This window comes from Rodentibacter trehalosifermentans (assembly GCF_002000545.1).
Lineage (GTDB): Bacteria > Pseudomonadota > Gammaproteobacteria > Enterobacterales > Pasteurellaceae > Rodentibacter > Rodentibacter trehalosifermentans.
This window is the reverse complement of the sequence record NZ_MLHL01000026.1, coordinates 1-17915: the sequence shown is the minus strand read 5'-3', so window position 1 is coordinate 17915 and position 17915 is coordinate 1. Positions and strand designations below refer to the sequence as shown.

General features: G+C 40.1%; 21 protein-coding genes. 1 reads left to right on the top strand and 20 read right to left on the bottom strand.

Going from position 1 to position 17915, the window contains the following annotated elements; translation table 11 throughout:
- Positions 1-6: 6 nt before the first annotated feature.
- From tolR to BKK52_RS05490, 6 genes are all read right to left on the bottom strand, one after another.
- Positions 7-426 carry a colicin uptake protein TolR gene (gene tolR / locus BKK52_RS05515; protein ID WP_077478178.1) on the bottom strand — a complete coding sequence of 140 codons (420 nt, stop codon included), beginning with the start codon at positions 424-426 and terminating at the stop codon, positions 7-9.
- Between the two features lie 73 nt (positions 427-499).
- On the bottom strand, positions 500-1192 hold the full coding sequence (gene tolQ / locus BKK52_RS05510; protein WP_077474112.1) for a protein TolQ: 693 nt from the start codon (positions 1190-1192) through the stop codon (positions 500-502).
- A 3-nt stretch (positions 1193-1195) separates the two neighbouring features.
- A complete protein-coding gene (ybgC, locus tag BKK52_RS05505) occupies positions 1196-1633 on the bottom strand; it encodes a tol-pal system-associated acyl-CoA thioesterase (RefSeq protein WP_077474110.1) in 438 nt (145 codons plus the stop codon).
- Positions 1634-1708: 75 nt separating this feature from the next.
- A complete protein-coding gene (gene ybgE / locus BKK52_RS05500) occupies positions 1709-1993 on the bottom strand; it encodes a cyd operon protein YbgE (RefSeq protein WP_077474108.1) in 285 nt (94 codons plus the stop codon).
- Positions 1994-2103: 110 nt separating this feature from the next.
- The gene (gene cydB, locus BKK52_RS05495) at positions 2104-3240 is read right to left on the bottom strand and encodes a cytochrome d ubiquinol oxidase subunit II (protein WP_077421471.1); all 1137 of its coding nucleotides are present in this window, start codon (positions 3238-3240) and stop codon (positions 2104-2106) included.
- Positions 3241-3254: 14 nt separating this feature from the next.
- Positions 3255-4820 carry a cytochrome ubiquinol oxidase subunit I gene (locus BKK52_RS05490; protein ID WP_077474106.1) on the bottom strand — a complete coding sequence of 522 codons (1566 nt, stop codon included), beginning with the start codon at positions 4818-4820 and terminating at the stop codon, positions 3255-3257.
- 558 nt (positions 4821-5378) lie between these two features.
- Here BKK52_RS05490 and BKK52_RS05485 point away from each other — a divergent pair.
- Entirely contained in the window at positions 5379-6710 is a 1332-nt protein-coding gene (locus BKK52_RS05485) for an anaerobic C4-dicarboxylate transporter (protein ID WP_077474105.1), read from the top strand.
- A gap of 254 nt (positions 6711-6964) precedes the next feature.
- Here the strand turns inward: BKK52_RS05485 and gdhA are convergent, their stop codons facing one another.
- From gdhA to BKK52_RS05410, 14 genes are all read right to left on the bottom strand, one after another.
- Positions 6965-8314, bottom strand: a complete 1350-nt coding sequence (gene gdhA / locus BKK52_RS05480; protein WP_077474103.1) for an NADP-specific glutamate dehydrogenase — start codon at positions 8312-8314, stop codon at positions 6965-6967.
- A 225-nt stretch (positions 8315-8539) separates the two neighbouring features.
- A complete protein-coding gene (gene hemB / locus BKK52_RS05475; protein WP_077421683.1) occupies positions 8540-9562 on the bottom strand; it encodes a porphobilinogen synthase in 1023 nt (340 codons plus the stop codon).
- A gap of 57 nt (positions 9563-9619) precedes the next feature.
- Positions 9620-10393 (bottom strand): twin-arginine translocase subunit TatC, encoded by a 774-nt coding sequence (tatC, locus tag BKK52_RS05470; RefSeq protein WP_077474102.1) that lies wholly within the window; start codon positions 10391-10393, stop codon positions 9620-9622.
- Positions 10394-10402: 9 nt separating this feature from the next.
- The gene (tatB, locus tag BKK52_RS05465) at positions 10403-10957 is read right to left on the bottom strand and encodes a Sec-independent protein translocase protein TatB (protein ID WP_077478177.1); all 555 of its coding nucleotides are present in this window, start codon (positions 10955-10957) and stop codon (positions 10403-10405) included.
- Positions 10958-10960: 3 nt separating this feature from the next.
- Positions 10961-11191, bottom strand: coding sequence for a twin-arginine translocase TatA/TatE family subunit (gene tatA / locus BKK52_RS05460; protein WP_077421686.1), 231 nt, complete (start codon positions 11189-11191; stop codon positions 10961-10963).
- 531 nt (positions 11192-11722) lie between these two features.
- Complete coding sequence (locus BKK52_RS05455) at positions 11723-12016, bottom strand: type II toxin-antitoxin system RelE family toxin (RefSeq protein WP_077421687.1); 294 nt, start codon at positions 12014-12016, stop codon at positions 11723-11725.
- The gene (locus BKK52_RS05450) at positions 12006-12260 is read right to left on the bottom strand and encodes a type II toxin-antitoxin system Phd/YefM family antitoxin (RefSeq protein WP_018355457.1); all 255 of its coding nucleotides are present in this window, start codon (positions 12258-12260) and stop codon (positions 12006-12008) included. Before BKK52_RS05450 ends, BKK52_RS05455 begins: the two co-directional genes overlap by 11 nt.
- Positions 12261-12757: 497 nt before the next feature.
- Entirely contained in the window at positions 12758-14968 is a 2211-nt protein-coding gene (locus tag BKK52_RS05445) for a DUF927 domain-containing protein (RefSeq protein ID WP_077478175.1), read from the bottom strand.
- 8 nt (positions 14969-14976) lie between these two features.
- Positions 14977-15255, bottom strand: a complete 279-nt coding sequence (locus BKK52_RS05440) for a hypothetical protein (RefSeq protein ID WP_077478173.1) — start codon at positions 15253-15255, stop codon at positions 14977-14979.
- An 8-nt stretch (positions 15256-15263) separates the two neighbouring features.
- Positions 15264-15452 (bottom strand): hypothetical protein, encoded by a 189-nt coding sequence (locus tag BKK52_RS05435; protein ID WP_077474097.1) that lies wholly within the window; start codon positions 15450-15452, stop codon positions 15264-15266.
- Positions 15439-15690, bottom strand: coding sequence for a hypothetical protein (locus BKK52_RS05430; protein ID WP_077478171.1), 252 nt, complete (start codon positions 15688-15690; stop codon positions 15439-15441). The genes BKK52_RS05435 and BKK52_RS05430 overlap by 14 nt, the downstream gene beginning before the upstream one ends.
- On the bottom strand, positions 15683-16270 hold the full coding sequence (locus BKK52_RS05425; protein WP_077478169.1) for a host cell division inhibitor Icd-like protein: 588 nt from the start codon (positions 16268-16270) through the stop codon (positions 15683-15685). Before BKK52_RS05425 ends, BKK52_RS05430 begins: the two co-directional genes overlap by 8 nt.
- A 270-nt stretch (positions 16271-16540) precedes the next feature.
- Positions 16541-16756 (bottom strand): helix-turn-helix transcriptional regulator, encoded by a 216-nt coding sequence (locus BKK52_RS05415; RefSeq protein WP_077478165.1) that lies wholly within the window; start codon positions 16754-16756, stop codon positions 16541-16543.
- Between the two features lie 58 nt (positions 16757-16814).
- A complete protein-coding gene (locus BKK52_RS05410) occupies positions 16815-17813 on the bottom strand; it encodes a phage major capsid protein, P2 family (protein ID WP_077478163.1) in 999 nt (332 codons plus the stop codon).
- Positions 17814-17915: the final 102 nt, after the last annotated feature.

The window sequence follows — 17915 nt, the reverse complement described above, 5'->3', positions numbered from 1 at the left end:
ACTCTACTAAATTGGGTTTGTCATTAAGCCTACTGATTTAACTCCGGCTAAATGAAGCAAATTTAATGCTTTAATGACTTCTTCATAAGGCACTTCTTTTGCCCCTCCCACTAAAAACATTGTATTGTTATCTTTATCAAATTCTTGTTTTGATAACTGCGTCACCATTTCTTCAGTTAAGCCTTCCTGACGTTCCCCACCAATAGAAAGTGCATACTGCCCAACACCGGAAACTTCCAAAATAACGGGCGTTTTATCTTCATTTGAGACATTTTGACTTTGCACGGAATCCGGCAATTCCACTTGTACGCTTTGACTAATAATCGGCGCAGTCGCCATAAATATCAGCACAAGAACAAGTAATACATCCAAAAATGGAACAATATTAATTTCAGATTTAATTTCTTTGCGTGAACGACGAGCCATATTTTCCTCTAAAACTTCACTAAAAATGACCGCACTTTTCTCTTAAAGTGCGGTTGATTTTCTCATTATTTTCTTAATGGGAATGTGGCGCTTTACCAAAAGCTTGACGATGTAAAATGGTAGTAAACTCATCAATAAAGTTGCCATAATTTTGTTCAATCGCATTGACACGCAAGCTTAAACGGTTATACGCCATCACTGCAGGAATCGCTGCAAACAAACCGATTGCGGTTGCAATTAACGCCTCTGCAATCCCCGGTGCCACCATTTGTAATGTTGCTTGTTTTGCCCCACTTAATGCCATAAAAGCATGCATAATTCCCCATACTGTACCGAATAACCCAATATAAGGGCTAACGGAAGCCACGGTTGCTAAAAATGGTACACGGCTTTCAAGGGTTTCAATCTCACGGTTCATGGCAAGATTCATCGCACGGGTCGTCCCTTTAATAATGGCCTCAGGCGCCTCAGCATTCACTTGTTTTAAACGTGAAAATTCTTTAAAGCCCACAAAGAAAATCTGTTCGCTTCCTGTGAGGACATCACGGCGATTTGATAAGCCTTCATATAATTTATTCAAATCTTCACCAGACCAAAAGCGATCTTCAAAGGTATTGGCTTCTTTTAAGGCATTCGTCAAGACACGACTACGTTGAATGATAATTGCCCAAGAAATAATTGAAAATAAAATCAAAATGACAATAACAAGTTGTACGACAATACTTGCTTTTAGAAAAAGATCTAAAAAATTGAGTTCTGCAGTCATTACCTACTCCGAGAAGGTTATATCGTTTGAAAAGGCGGATTTTATTTCACTTGGAATGGCCGCCGGTTTCATTTTGCCAAGATCAACATAGGCTACCTTCACGGTAGCCTTTGAGAGTATTATTGTTTCCCGCATCAGTCGCTGCGCAAAAAGAAGTGTCGCTCCCTTTATTGCAGTCAGTTCCGTTTCAACAATAAGATAATCATCGAGTTTTGCCGGAACACAATAATCAATCGCCATCGATTTGACAACAAAGGCGTGCTGTTGTTCCTGCATTAATTCTTGCTGAGAAAAATTTTGTTTTCTTAAATATTCCGTTCTCGCCCGTTCAAAAAAATGCAAATAACGTGCATGATAAACCACACCGCCTGCATCCGTATCTTCATAATAAACTCGCACAGGGAAACGAAAGATTTTTGAATCCACCTTTACTTTCCTCATTCAATAATTTAAGGCTGTGTATTTTAGAGTCAGTTTTTACTCTTCGCAAGTACTTTCAAATCAGCAAAATCTAATTTACGAATAATGTAAAACTATCGATATGAGAAATGCTAAATAGCCAAAATAAGGAAAAAATACGGCTTTCCAAACAGTACGTTTAATTTCAAAACCCATTCCGTGAATCCAGCCGCAAACCACGCCCCAAAGAATGAAAAGTACCAAAAGCGGATTTGCACTTCTTAATTGTGTGGAAAAAAGATTGATATTAAATAAAAAGGCAAGCGTTAATATTACCGCCAAGATAAATGAAAGGGTTCTTAACGAACCCTTATTAACATATTGATAGAGAAACTGAATCATTATTCGTCAAATTGCCCTAAATTTTCTTTGTTTTTGGTGACTTTTACGCTTGCAAAGATTGCCGCTAAAATACCCACTACCCAAATTACATATAACATCTTATTTCTCCTTTAGTATAATGAGTTTGTGTTTTCTTCCACAAAGCGTTCATCCAAACGACCAAACATTTTAAAGTATGACCAAATGGTGTAAGCCAAAGAAATCACCACGAAAACAAGCGCTAAGAAAAGCATCCAAGTGAGCGTTAACTCGCTCGATGTCGCATCCCACATTAATAAGCTCTGTTCCGGATGTGTGCTTGAAGGCATCACAAATGGGAACATTGATACCGCTGCGGTAATAATTATCCCTGCCATTGTTAATGAAGAGAATAAAAAGGCGAAGCCACAACGATTTGCTTTAGAAAATGCCACATTTAATAAAGCGCTCAACACAGCCAATGCAGGGAAAATCCACAGAATCGGCATGTCATTGAAGTTTCTAAACCATGCACCGGTTTCCACAGCAACTTCTTTACCCATAGGAGAAGAAGGTGCAAAGTGATCGATAGTACTAGTCACCACATAACCCTCTTTGAAGTATAGCCATACCCCCGCAAGAACAAAGGCAATCAAGGTAACAATCGCACCGATTTGGGTCATACCACGCACACGATCTCTTAGTTCGGATGTCGTTTTCATTTGCAACCAGTTTGCCCCGTGAGTGACAAGCATTGCAAGGCTAATCACACCACATAATAAAGCAAATGGATTTAATAAGGCAAAAAATGATCCCGTATAAGTGACCTGTGAGATTTCATTGAATTCAAATGGCACACCTTGTAATAAGTTACCAAATGCTACACCGAATACTAATGCAGGAACGAAACCACCGGCAAACAAGCCCCAATCCCATACTGCACGCCATGTTGGGTTATCAATTTTTGCGCGATACTCAAAACCAAGCGGACGGAAGAATAATGCCGCTAATACCAACACTAATGCAATATAAAAACCGGAGAATGATACCGCATAAACAATCGGCCATGCTGCGAATACAGCACCACCGGCAGTTAATAACCAAACTTGGTTACCATCCCAGTGTGGTGCAATTGAGTTAATCATAATACGGCGTTCCACTTCTTTTTTACCGGCTACAGGTAAAAGTGCGGTCACACCCATATCAAATCCATCAGTAACAGAGAAACCGATAAGCAATACAACGACTAACACCCACCAAATAAAACGTAGAAATTCATAATCAATCATAATTCGTCTCCTGCTTATTTAGATGATTGTTCAAAATAGTATTTGCCGGTTTTCAATGCACTAGGACCTAAACGTGCATATTTAAACATTAAATACATCTCAACAACGATAAACGCTAAGTAAAGTGCACAGATTAAACCAATAGAGAACCAAAGATCACCCACACCTAAATTTGAAGCCGATACACCGACCGGTAATACTTCATAGATTGCCCACGGTTGACGTCCGTATTCAGCTAAGAACCAACCACATTCAATCGCAATCCAAGGTAAAGGCAAGCCCCATACCAATGCTCTTAGCAATAATGGACTTTGTGTTACTTTATTACGCAGATTTTGAACAAACGCACCAAATGCTAACAAGGCAAGTAATCCACCTACCGCTAACATAGCACGGAATGCCCAGAAGTTAGGACCTACATTTGGAATGGTATCACGAGCCGCTTGTTTAATTTGCTCTTCTGTCGCATCCACCACTTTATCAGTGTAGCGTTTTAACAATAAACCAAAACCAAGATCTTTTTTCACTTCTTCAAATTTTGCTTTAGTTTCAGGATTCACTTGCCCTGATGCTTTTTTCTCTGCTTTTAATTGAGTGAAAAGATCATAAGCGATGATACCACTGCGAACCCGTTGTTCATTTAACGCTTGGAGTTCTTTTAAACCGGTGATTTCTTTATCAAAAGAGCGGGTTGCCACAATACCGCCAATCATTGGTACGCTAATTTCAAAATCATTTTTCATTTCAGCGGTATTCGGAATCGCAGCGATATGGAATGATGCCGGTGCCGGTTGGGTTTCAAACTCGGCTTCCATTGCAGCTAATTTTACCGGTTGGGCTTTACCGATGTCATAACCCGATTCATCACCAAGAATTAATACGGAGAGAGAAGCAATAAAACCAAAGGTGGCTGCAATAGAGAAAGAGCGTTTTGCAAATCCAAGATCGCGTCCTTTTAAGAGATAGTATGCACTGATCCCTAATACAAAGAATGCACCTGTGACATAACCGGCAGAAAGGGTGTGTAAGAATTTACTTTGAGCAACCGGATTTAACCATAACTCCATGAAGCTAGTCATTTCCATACGCACGGTTTCAAAATTAAATTCTGATGCCACCGGATTTTGCATCCAACCGTTTGCCACCAAAATCCACATGGCAGAAAGGTTTGAACCGAATGCCACACAGTATGTGGCAAGTAAATGTTTACCCTTAGATAAACGATCCCAACCAAAGAAAAATAAACCCACAAAGGTTGATTCTAAGAAGAATGCAAGTAATGCTTCAATCGCCAATGGCGCACCAAAGATATCACCTACATAATGTGAATAGTAGGACCAGTTAGTACCAAATTGGAATTCCATAATGATACCGGTAGTCACCCCAAGGGCAAAGTTAATACCAAATAACTTACCCCAGAATTTTGTCATATCTTTATAGACTTCTTTGCCTGTTACAACATAGGTCGTTTCCATAATGACTAATACGAAAGTCAAACCTAATGTTAGAGGGACAAAAATGAAGTGATATAACGCAGTTAAGGCAAACTGCAAGCGAGAAAGTTCAACAACGTCTAACATCTCAACCTCTTGTAAAAATTACAAGTCATTCACTATGATTAATAAAGGTCACCCTTAAATAACCACCCCAAGCTTAATTCCGCCCAAACAAGCGGATTAAACAAATACTGAATATCCACACACAACAAATCCTTTTGTCCATTTCAACAAAACAATAGGTTATAAAGCAGATAACTCAAGATACGCCATTATTCTACTACTAATCATAAGGATAAAAAACATCAAAAACGTTATCTCGATCACATTTTTGATATAAACAGGGAAATAACCTTTATAAATTATATTTTTACAAATTGATTCATATCAATTTTAAAAATTTTCCAATAAAAAGAAATCAACCGGGTAACGCAAGATTAGCATTCATATCATTCAATACAAAATATTGAGCATTCTTCATTTATTTCTTCCCAAAATGAAACTGCTTTCTAACATTATGTTTACAAATCAGAATAGGAATTAAATTAGAATAAAATTTATCCATAAAACAACAAACATCTCCTAGCCTTATTCATTAAAAGTGGTATGATCCGCACAGTTTTTAACTTTTTTGAGGTATTTATGCTCTATTTAGAATTTTTATTCTTATTATTAATGCTTTATGTGGGAAGCCGCTTTGGCGGTATCGGATTAGGCGTAGTATCCGGTATCGGATTGGCAATTGAAGTGTTTATCTTCCGTATGCCGGTGGGAAAAGCTCCGATTGATGTCATGCTCATCATCCTTGCCGTCGTAACCTGTGCATCTATATTGGAAGCCGCCGGTGGTTTGAAATTTATGTTACAAATCGCAGAACGTATTCTTCGTAAAAATCCGAAACGTGTCACCTTGCTTGGTCCTTTAGTGGTGTATTTTTTAACCTTTATGTTGGGTACCGGTCACTCTGTTTATACCATTATGCCGATTATCGGTGATGTTGCATTAAAAAATAAGATTCGTCCTGAACGCCCAATGGCCGCTTCTTCTGTTGCCTCTCAACTCGCCATTACATCCAGCCCGCTTTCCGCTGCTGTTGTTTTCTACTTAGGTAAGATTACAGCAATGCCGGGCTTTGAGCATATCAGCTTATTAGATATTATTTGTGTGACGGTACCGGCGACACTGGCAGGAACAATAGCTCTTTCCTTATACAGTATGCGTCGTGGTAAAGAATTAGAGCAAGATCCGGAATATCAACGTCGTTTGGAAGACCCCGTATGGCGGGATCGTATTTTAAATACCACGAGTACAACCTTAAACGAATCACTTCCTCAGGGTGCTAAGAAATCTGTTTATCTTTTCTTATTAGCACTAATCGTTATTGTTGCTATAGCAATGATTCCTGAGATTCGCACAATCGGCACAGGAAAAGCAATCTCTATGTCACTCATCATCCAAATGATGATGCTTTGCTTTGGCGGAATTATTTTACTTGCCACCAAAACCAACCCACAAATTGTCCCAAATGGCGTTGTCTTTAAATCCGGTATGGTGGCCGCTATTGCCATTTACGGTATTGCCTGGATGAGCGATACCTACTTCCAATATGCGATGCCTGAATTTAAAGCCGCCATTACCGATATGGTACAAACCTATCCTTGGACATTTGCCCTTGCTTTATTCGCCGTATCCGTGGTGATTAATAGCCAAGCGGCAACTGCCGTCATGTTACTTCCTGTTGGGATTGGTTTAGGTATTCCTGCCCCAATTTTAGTGGGATTAATGCCGGCGACCTATGCTTATTTCTTCATCCCGAATTATCCATCGGATATTGCAACTGTAAACTTTGATGTAACAGGTACTACAAAAATTGGTAAGTATTACTTCAATCACAGCTTTATGGTTCCCGGTTTGATTGGTGTCCTCGTTGCTTGCCTTGTGGGAGTCACTGTCGCCGAGCTGGTTATTCGTTAGTAAAAATTTTCAATCAAAAGCACCCTATTGGGTGCTTTTTTCTTACAGTGATCTTAAAAGTGCGGTCATAAAACACTTAGTTTTTATGGATTTAAGAGTAGCCGATTGCTCGTTGTATTTGAGTAGGGAAGGGGGGCTAAACGAGATTTAGCTGTTTAGCAGAGAATCATAAAATAGAAAAGGTTGATCATAAATTTACGATCAACCACTTCACTTTTTGTTATCAGAAATTTTGTTTTCAGCTATACCTGGAATTAATAGACCCCTTGTGCCAACATTGCATCAGCCACTTTCACAAAACCGGCAACGTTTGCTCCCACTACATAGTTAATATTTTCTTGACCGTCTACCATACCGTATTTTTTACAGTTCGCGTGAATATCCAGCATAATTCGGTGTAATTTCTCATCCACTTCCTCTGCTGTCCAATATAAACGTTGTGAACTTTGTGCCATTTCTAAACCTGAAGTGGCAACCCCGCCTGCATTGGCGGCTTTACCCGGTCCGAATAGTACGCCTGCTTCTAAGAATGCATCGGTTGCTTCAATAGAAGTCGGCATATTCGCCCCTTCAGCCACTAATTTCACACCATTGGCGATCAATGCTTTTGCATCGGCAATTTCAAGCTCATTTTGAGTTGCGCAAGGCAATGCGATATCCACTTTCACTTCCCAAGGTCGTTTGCCTTCTACATATTGCAAACCAAATTGTTCCGCATAGTCTTTCACACGGCCACGTTTTACATTTTTGATCTCGAAAAGTGCGGTCAATTTTTCAGTGGTAAAACCTTCAGGATCGTAAACATAACCGGAAGAATCTGAGCAAGTCACCACTTTTGCTCCTAATGCTAAGGCTTTTTCGATCGCATATTGTGCCACGTTGCCCGAACCGGAAACCGAGACCACTTTACCCGCGAAACTATCACCTTTTTCCGCTAACATCGCTTGTGCAAAATAAACTAAGCCGTAGCCGGTTGCTTCAGGGCGAATCAAACTGCCACCGAAAGATAACCCACGACCGGTAAAGACACAGGCAGCTTGGTTTGATAATTTTTTCATATACCCGGCAAGGTAGCCCACTTCACGACCACCAACACCGATGTCTCCGGCCGGCACGTCTGTGTCCGGTCCAATATGGCGATAAAGTTCCGCCATCAACGCTTGGCAGAAACGCATGACTTCTGCATCGGATTTGCCTTTTGGATCGAAATCCGAACCGCCTTTACCGCCGCCCATTGGTAATGTCGTTAATGCATTTTTGAAGATTTGTTCAAAACCTAAGAATTTTAAAATAGAAAGGTTTACCGATGGATGGAAACGCATACCACCTTTGTAAGGCCCGATTGCACTGTTAAATTGCACACGAAACGCACGGTTTACTTGCACCTGACCTTTATCATCCGTCCAAGCAACACGGAATTGAAATGCACGTTCAGGTTCAACCAAACGCTCTAATAAGGCTTCGGAACGATATTTGGGATTGGCTTCCAAAAACGGCCAAATCGAAGTGAACACTTCACGAACCGCTTGTAAAAATTCTGGCTGATGACCATCACGCTGTGCGACTTTGGCTAAAAATGCATCTAAAGATGAGACTGTTGACATACTGTGTTTCCTTCTTAATTTTTGATGTTATTTGTGTTTGTTTTATTATGAGCAACCGTTTGCTAACGGGCTGGAACAATATGCTATGAGTTGTTTAATATTGCAATGATTTTTTTAAAGAAAAAATGAACTAGAAAGAAAAAACGAGAAAATATTTAAAACTTTCCCGTTTTTATTAAATAAAATATAATTTTTGTGATAAAGATCACATTTTCACATAAAAACTTACTTATTTTTATTTTCCAAATAAAGCCACTCGGCGACCTGTTTGGCAAAATAGGTCAAAATACCGTCTGCACCTGCTCGCTTAAAGCAAAGAAGAGACTCCATAATACATTCTTTTTCTTTTAACCAGCCATTTTGAATAGCCGCCACATGCATAGCATATTCACCGGAAACTTGATAAGCAAAAGTCGGCACACCAAAATGCGTTTTTACACGATATACCATATCCAAATACGGCATTCCCGGTTTTACCATCACCATATCTGCACCTTCCTGTAAATCGAGTGCTACTTCTTGCAAGCCTTCATCACCATTTGCCGGATCAAGTTGGTAAGTTTTTTTATCGCCACCTTTAAGGTTAGAGGAAGAGCCGACCGCATCGCGGAAAGGTCCATAATAATTTGAGGCATATTTTGCGGAATACGCCATAATTTGCGTATTGATAAAGCCTTTTTCTTCCAATGCTTGGCGAATACGCCCGATACGCCCGTCCATCATATCACTCGGCGCAACAATATCCGCTCCCGCCTCCGCATGAGAAAGCGCCTGTTTTACCAAAACATCAGTTGTGATGTCGTTTAATACGTAACTTTCTTCGTCAATAATGCCGTCTTGTCCGTGAATAGTATAAGGATCAAGTGCCACATCCGTCAGCACTCCTAATTCCGGATATGCGGTTTTTAAGGCTTTCACAGCGCGTTGAACCAAGCCATTCGGGTTATAGGCTTCTTCCGCCATCAACGTTTTTTTGTTTTGCTCAATCACCGGGAAAAGCGAGATAACCGGTACACCATATTTCACCAAAAGCCCGGCTTCGATTAATAATTGATCAATAGTCAATCGTTCCACACCGGGCATAGAAGGAACAGGTTCCCGATAATTTTCCCCCTCTAAAATAAATACCGGATAGATTAAATCATCGACCGAGAGTTTATTTTCTGCCACAAGGCGACGACTAAAATCATGTTTACGCAAACGACGCAAACGGCGGGTAGGAAATCCTGTAAAAATTTGTTGGGTCATATTTGTCATCCTTTTACTGACTATTTATTATGAGAAAGGGGGCGATGCCCCCATGATTTATTCTGTTTTTTCAGATTCTTTTGGATTTTCAACCGCATTTTCTTCATCATCTTTAGGCTGGTAGAAACGTGCAACGAACAAGCCCAATTCAAATAATAAACACATCGGCACGGCGAGTAATGTTTGAGAAAATACATCAGGCGGTGTGAGAATCATACCGATAAGAAAAGCAGCAACAATAATATAAGGGCGTTTTTCCGCAAGAGCTTTTACGGTGGTAACACCTGTCCAGCAAAGTAAAATGATGGCAACCGGCACTTCAAAGCACACGCCAAAAGCAAGAAATAAGGCTAAAGCAAAATCAAGATAGCTGCTGATATCCGTAGCAATTGCCACCCCTTCTGGGGCAGTTTGGGTGAAGAAGCCGAACACAAAGGGGAATACCACATAATAGGCAAAAGCAACACCGAAATAAAATAAAATCGTACTGGAAAACAATAGAGGATAAATCATGCGCTTTTCGTGTTGATATAATGCTGGCGCAATAAATGCCCAAATTTGATAAAGCAAATAAGGCACTGAAATAAACACAGAAACAATCGCGGTTAATTTAATCGGCGTGAAAAATGGGGTTTGAATATTTGTGGCAATCATCGTTGCCCCTTTTGGCATTACTTCTGTTAAGGGAGAGGCAACGAAATGATAAATATCATTAGAAAAATACACCAATCCAACAAATATCACCGCTACACAAATCACACAACGCAATAAGCGGTTTCTTAATTCGATGAGATGGCTAATAAGGGGTTGAGATTCATCCACGTGATTCATAAAAACTCTCTATGACTGGGATTTTTGTGTCGGTGTGACTTCTATATCATCCGGAGGATAATAATCAGACAAACGCTCTGTTAATTCAGCTTGTTCATGAGGCTCAAGTGCGGTCAAATCCGGCACTGTTTTTTCACTTACTTCCGGCGTTTCATTTACCGTTAATACATCGGAAGAATGAGGATTTTCCATGGATTTATCGGTATTTTCAGCCGCACTTTTGATTTCTTTGATTTGTTCTTCAATCGTTGTTCCTGCCTCAGCAGCTTTTGACTCTAATTCTGCACGCATTTTATCTGCTTGTGCTTTTAATTCCTCAACGGTTTTACTTAATTCAGGCGAAAGCGTTTGTAAATTCAAGGATTCCGCTTTCTTAATGCTATCTTGCAATTCTTGTAATTTCAGTTCTTGTTTTAATTCATTTTGAACATTTGCCGCCAATCCACGGATGGTTTTCACCCAACCCATCACGGTTCTAATCGCTACCGGCAAACGTTTAGGGCCTAGTACAACTAAGCCTATAATCATCAATAAAACAAGTTCGGAAAAACCAATATCAAACACGGGTTATGCCTGTTCTTTCTCTTTTATTGTTTCAGTTTTTGATGTTTCGGCGTTGTTATCAATTGATTTGAATTCCGCATCTTTAGTTTTTGGATCATCATCTTGCATTGCTTTTTTAAAGCCTTTTACCGCCGCACCAAGATCCGCACCTGCATTTCTTAATTTTTTCGTACCAAAAACTAATAAAATCACCACTAACAAGATAATCATTTGTGCCGGAGATAACCCAAACATAATAAAATCCTCTTCTTAAGAATAAAAATCTGGGCTGAATATACTCTTTTTGAGTGCATTGAACAATAGCTCAAACGAATTATTTTCGCCTCTTTAATAAACCGGCAATGAGAATTATTGAACCGGTTTCCATGATGCAAACCTCTTTTTAAATTCAGGTAAAGCTTTGCAAAATAGATAGAAATCTAAAAACTGCGGTTACAAGCAATCAGATATAAATAGTAATGAACATTAATGAATAATAACTCATTGAAATATCAATAAATTTTATCTGAAACGAACATTGGTGAACGTTGATGAATTGTATTCTGGCGGTGAGAGGGAACAACAACATTTAACGCTCAAGCCTTGATTTTACTGGGTTTTTCTCTGATTGCTTTTGTTTAGAGGGATCTAAACAGGGATCTAAAATCCTAATTTAATCTAAATGAGAGAAAAGTAATAATCAAGTAATATCGTTAAATCTCATTTAATATCAGGCAAGAAAAAGGGCGATATTCTTGCCCTTATTTATGTGCTCTTAAAAAGAGTTTATTGAGGTTGTCTATTACGTGCATTTTCATAGGCTTGTAGGCGGTCTCGCTTGCCTACGGATAGCACAAAAACGGTGATCTCATTATCTCGCACTTCATAAACAAGGCGATAACCCGCCGAGCGTAGTTTGATTTTATAAAGTGCGGTAGAAAATCCGCTTAATCTGTCGGCTTGAACGTGCGGATTTTCTAAGCGTTCGTACAATTTCTTCTTAAATTGGCTTTTTACCGGTTCGCCGAGTTTCTGCCATTCTTTTAAGGCTTTTTCGTGGAATTTTAGGCTATAAGTCATCAAGATTCACCGCGATAAATTCACCGTCTTTCATGCGTTCTTGCGCAATTCTGCCTAACTCCGCATCTTCTGCCAATTCTTGAAAATACTCAAAAAGTGCGGGGGTAACACAATAAAAAGCCGGTTGATTACGGTTCAAAATAGCGACTGCGCCCTGTTCGCTTGCCTGTGCAATGCCCATCGGGTCGCGTTTTAAATCGGTAATGCTTGCCGCTTGCTGTGTCAAAATTTGGTGTATTGCCATGATTTGCTCCTTACCAATAGTTTCAATCCAAATAATAGCACTATAAAAAGTTTTTTTAAAGTCTTGAATAGATATAAAAACGATTGGAGGGGCTTATATTTTCTGTCGTTTTGGGTTATGGCCATCATAAAAATAATTTTTTCTGTGAGTATGTTTTTTTCATAGGAAACACAGGAATTTTAGGAACGAAAATTTTTTTATTTTATTTATCAAATACTTAAGTGCTAAAAAGTGTTCCTATTTTTAGTTTTCAAAATAGGAGCATAATAGGAATTTTTTAGGAACGGAAAAAAGCCATTTTTTCAAAATAGGAATGAAAAGGGCAAAAATAGGAACAAAAAGCAATAAAATAGGAACAGTTTATTTTTATAATATATTGATTTATAAAAATTTATTATCATTTATTCCTATTTTTCCTATAAAAAATCAATTTAACCTACAAAAATCTTTTTCAGTGCATAAAAAAAGCAAGGTGTGCGCCTTGCTCTTTTGGTTATTTAGCCGTTTTCTTCTTCGGTTTCCGGCTCATCTGAAAACGGCATGATTTTGAATGCCCTAAATTGTTTTCCCATCATTTTTTTAGGTACTTTGAACATAAATTCATAGCCAGTCTCTTCTGTTTGTGGTCTTTTCAATATGCCGGCATTGAATAGCACGCTTTTTAGCATATTTTTGGGGTAAATACTCATCGCCTCATAAAAAACGGAAGGGATTACAAAATAATGCTCTGTAAATTTAGATTCTTTCACATTATCCGATAACACTCTCACGCCGGCTATTTTCTGCGGTGTTCTTGCGTTTGGGTCGTGTGGATACTCAATAAAACAAGATTCATTGACTAAAAGCCAATTCACCACGCTATCAATAATGCTGGTTTCTTCTCGGCTGTTTTCGCCAAATTCCTCTTTCCAGTTGAGAAAGTTTTTCAAAATGGCTTGTGCGCTTTCTTCTTCCGTCCATTGGGTTAAATCTTTGGCTAAATATAACGCTGTTTCCAGCACGGCAAAACGATCACCGGCTACCCGTTGAACTTGCCCGCTCATATTGCTAGATAAATCTAACCATTTTTGCCGGATTGCTTTATAGGTGGTTTTTATGCTGTCCGCATTATTGGCAAGGAAAGCGATCCATTCACGCCCAATCACGCCAAAGCATTCTTGCACTTTTTCGTTCAGGTGGTCGGCGTGGGCTTTATTATTCGGGAAATGGTGCAAATTGCGGGCTTCTTCTAACGGAACATTCAAAAGCCGCACTAATTGCCCTGCGTGGACTTTTGCCCCTTGTAGTCTTAATTGGGTTTCTAAATCCTTTTCACCCGTTGAAAGTGCGGTTACTTTCCAGCGTTTTATTTGGCGGTTTCCGCCCTCTTTCTCGCCGCGTATTTTGTCCGTCTCATTGAACAAATCATAAGCGATATTTTCAAGGTTTTTCCCATCTTTGGCTTGCCCGATTTCGTCAAGAGTAATAAAGCCGTCATTGCGTGCGGCGGCTTCGTTTTTAACGCCCGTTGCCGTGGTACTCCAGCTTAGTTTGATTTTGTCGGGATTGCCGTAAATGCTGTTGGCTATGTTTAATGTGGTGCTTTTCCCTTTTGAACTTTCGGCGAAAAGGTGAACACCAAAGGATTCACGCCCCAAAAGCGAAAGCATAGGGGCTGCAAGTGCAACCGCCACGCCCAACATCATCGAAACATTGCCTTTTACATTTTGGGCGATCTCCCGTTGCCAATCGGCAAGTGTACCACTTGTTATATAACCCAAACTTGAGCCGCTTTTATCGGTGAAATAAATTGGCTTTTTAGGTGTGCCAATGATTTCCCCATTTGGTAATAAATACGCCCCATTTAGCCAACCTGTAACGTTGGTGATCGTCCATTGGGTCGAATGGTTGCCGTTAAAGTGAAAATGCTCGGTGAGCTTTTGAGTTAAGCCCGATCCCTGTGTCATCTTCAAGCCTTGCGCCTTCAACACCTTCCAGCCGGAATCCGTGCCAAAATCCTCACGGGCAATCGCAACCGTTCTAGGGGTGTTTTCGTCTCGGTTTTGCCATTGGAACAAATAATAATATTCACCGCTTGCGGTTTTTCCTTCGCCCACTAACGCTAAATTGTCGCAAATCCACGTTTCTTTTTCTTGAATGATCTCGCCGGTGTCTCTATCCACTTTAGGCGTTATATAATGTAACCCTTTAATCTTGCCATTTTCTCGATATTCAACATAAGGCGTTTTGCGTGGGGCATTGCCTTGTTCTTCCGTTTCTATCATGATTTCAGCCGTATTGCGTGCCTCTTCATCTTCTCTTAGGCGTAAAACATAGGCGCTTAAATCCTGCTTGTTTTCGCCCAAGTTATCGGCAAAAAAGACTTTTTCAGCCTTTGAATGTTTGGCAATGGCCAAAAGTAGGGCGGTTTCTTGTGCTTGGCTGACTTCACCAAAACGGCAAAATGTCACGGCGTGAACATCTTCTTTTAAAATCTGATAATTGACCGCATTTGCCAGTTTTTCAGCGTCTAAAATGATCGGCTTATAATCATTGCCTAAACCTAATTTATCACGCAATAAGCCCCATTCTAGCCCGTTTCCTTTCTCGTTCCCAAATCCCCAAGCCTTCCACGCTTTATCACCAATCAAAGCAAAAATATGCTCATAGGCTACGCGCCCTTGTTCGTCAAAGTGCGGTACTTTTGGCGGTTGTTTTTTATATGCCATAATTCCCCCTAACCTTGATTTCTATTCTTAAAAAACGCAATCACATCGCCGGCGCGGTATTTTTTCGGGCTGCGTGGGCGTGGGTCGCCTAAGGTTGCCGGAAAGCCCGGCAATTTAATTAAGGTTTGAATCACATAACCATAAGAACAACCAGCATAATCGGCAATGTCGTGCGGTGTCCATATTTTATCGGCGTTGATTTGTTGCGTTTCAATGCGTTGCACACGGGCTTTCAGGCTTTCCAATTCCTTTAATAAAAATTCGGCCATAGTCGGTTGATTTTCCATATTTCCCCCTAGCGTTGTTGCCGTCTTGCTTGTTTTTGTTGGGTGCGCTGTTTTTTCTTGCGGCGTTGTGCTTTGGCTTTGATAAATTGCGCTTGTTGTACTAATCGTTCGGCTTTCTGCCACAGGGCGATCCCCTCTTCATCGCTAAAAATTTCAATCAGCGTGCCATTTGGTAAAGTAATTCTATGCGTTATCATGGCTCGCTCCTTTCGATAAAGTAGGTTGGGGTTTGGGAAAACATTGGTCTAATTTCCCTTGAATTCGGTCGATCTGTAACTGTTGAAAGTGTGCAATATTCAACATAAAGCCGCGCAATTCGTTTACCTCTTTCAAATAATCGGTAGCTCCAGCCATATCCAAGCACGTGCCTAGGGTTTCAAGGCGTGAAACTTCCATTTGGATTTCATCAAGAAAAGAAAGGGAAAGATTAGGCATAAATCCCTCCTTGCACAAAAGTGCGGTCAAATTTCGGGTTGATTTTGGCGATAAGTGAAAGGCATTGAAAATCGGCGCTAAGGCTTAGGCGCGCGTTGGTTTCGTTGTTGGCTTGAATAGTTTGAACGCACAAATTAAAGTGCGGGTGCGTGCGATTCACGCATAGAAATTTGTAGATCATTTCTGCGGTTTCCTTGTATTCATTTTCAAGAGTTACCGCTAAAATTGTCACGTTTTGGCGGTAACGCGTAACGGGGTGACAAACTGCCATACAAGGAAAGCAGCCAACCGCAAGCGGTTGCCCATTACGCGCTACCATTGAGAATAGTCTATCAGAAGATAGATTATTTTGGAGAGGTGCGCGAGCGCTACGAACAAAAAAAGCGCAAATTGGCGCGCTGTTGTTCGCCTTGTATATTTTCAGCTTGTCACGGCCGGCTTCAGATTTTGCTAAAGCGGATTTAATATAGTTTAATTTCGTTTTAACTGTCAAGCCGCTTTGTAAAAATTTTCTGTTTTTAGGCATGAAAAGGTTGCACGCCACCGTATTAAACGGTAGATTGTCGTTTAAATAGTTCATTGAATTATTCGCTTTAAATTGTCGTTATAGGGAACGGGCTTATCTTTCGGGGTAAGCCCTTATTTTTTGTTTGAGGTTTCCGCTTTGTTATCTTGCGCCCATCGGTGCGTTTGAGTTACGGGCGAAAATTGCGCAAATTGCCCTTGTTCAAATCCGGCGCGAACAATCCCTTTCAATTCGCATGATTCGCAATAAACGTGAGCAACCGTTACAACTGCGCTAGGGCGTGTGGAACTCCGGATTTTCAACGCTTTGCCACATTCGGGGCAATCAAGCCGTAAGCCTGCCATCTTCGCCGCCTTTTGTATGGTTGGGGTTTTGTTTATCTAACCACGCTTGCACATCTTCACGCGCCCATCGGTTGGTCCTGTCATATTTAAGCGGTTTAGGAAAATCGCCCCGCTTCATTAAATAATAAATTTTTGTGCGTTTGGCGATCCCCATTTCTTCTAATTCTTGAATGGTTAATAAGGCTTTTAATGTCATATTCTTTCCTTTTATTTAAGTGCGGAATTGACCGCACTTTGATTAAATTAAAATAATGTTATTCTTTATTTTCAAATATCACGTTTTTATGCTCAATCGCCGCTATTAAATTAAGATTTTCCACGATATAACATTCTTGTCTTAAATAAGCGCTGATATAATCTCCCGTGTTTTCATCATTATAAATTGAGCGGTGATAACTGCCTTTTTGTGTATAAATGCTTAGATTTTTTAACGTAGTAATCACGGCGCATTTTCGAGGGAATTGAGGAGGAATAATCGCCGGCATACCGCCAAAATAATTTGATAAATAAAGATTATTAATTCCGCCGTTTTCTGAAGAATTAAATGCGCCCTGAATATTAGCATTCGCTTTTGCTACTAAATCCGCCCCAACAAAGAAAACAAGGTCATTGCGTTCTTGATATTGCGCCGGTAATTTATTGCGCAGTGCGATCGCCAATTCATCTAAATTTTTATAGTCGGCTTGTTCAGAAAATAACGTGATTTTGCCCGCACTTTTTCCATCGGTGATGATATTTGCCGGGTTTTGTTCTTTCAGTTGGGCGATCCAACCTTTCACCACATCCGATAAATCTTCCGCTTGCGTGTTTGTTGCTTCGCTTTCACCGTGCCAGCCTATTTGCAACATATCTAAAATAAATTGGGTTTCGGTCAAGCGTGTGAAATTTTCCGCAAAATTATCTTGAATCACTTCAAGTTCATCAATTAAACGCCAATCAATTTGCACGCCGCTGTCGATCTCTTGCGTTTGATAGGTGTCACCATATTCCACAATGGAACGATTACGCCCGTCATATTTACGCCCCGTTGTCGTGCCGTTTAATGCCCCAAAGATTTTTTTACCTTTTTGATCTCTCACCGTCATCCAATTAATCGAGTTGAGAAAATCGGAACGGGTTTTAAAATCTTTCATCAACTCTTGCTGCGCTTTATCATTGAGTGAAATGGATAATAAAACGTCTTCTTTTTCAGCCAATTTACCTTGATATTTTGCCGCCAATTGGCTGGCATATTGTCTTAGTGTGGTTGTCATGTTGTTTTCCTCTTAAAAAATAAAGTGTTCATCTATATTCAGCAATCTCCATCAACGTTCACCATTTGTTTATTTTGATTGTGGTTCGGATTGTAAGAAAAA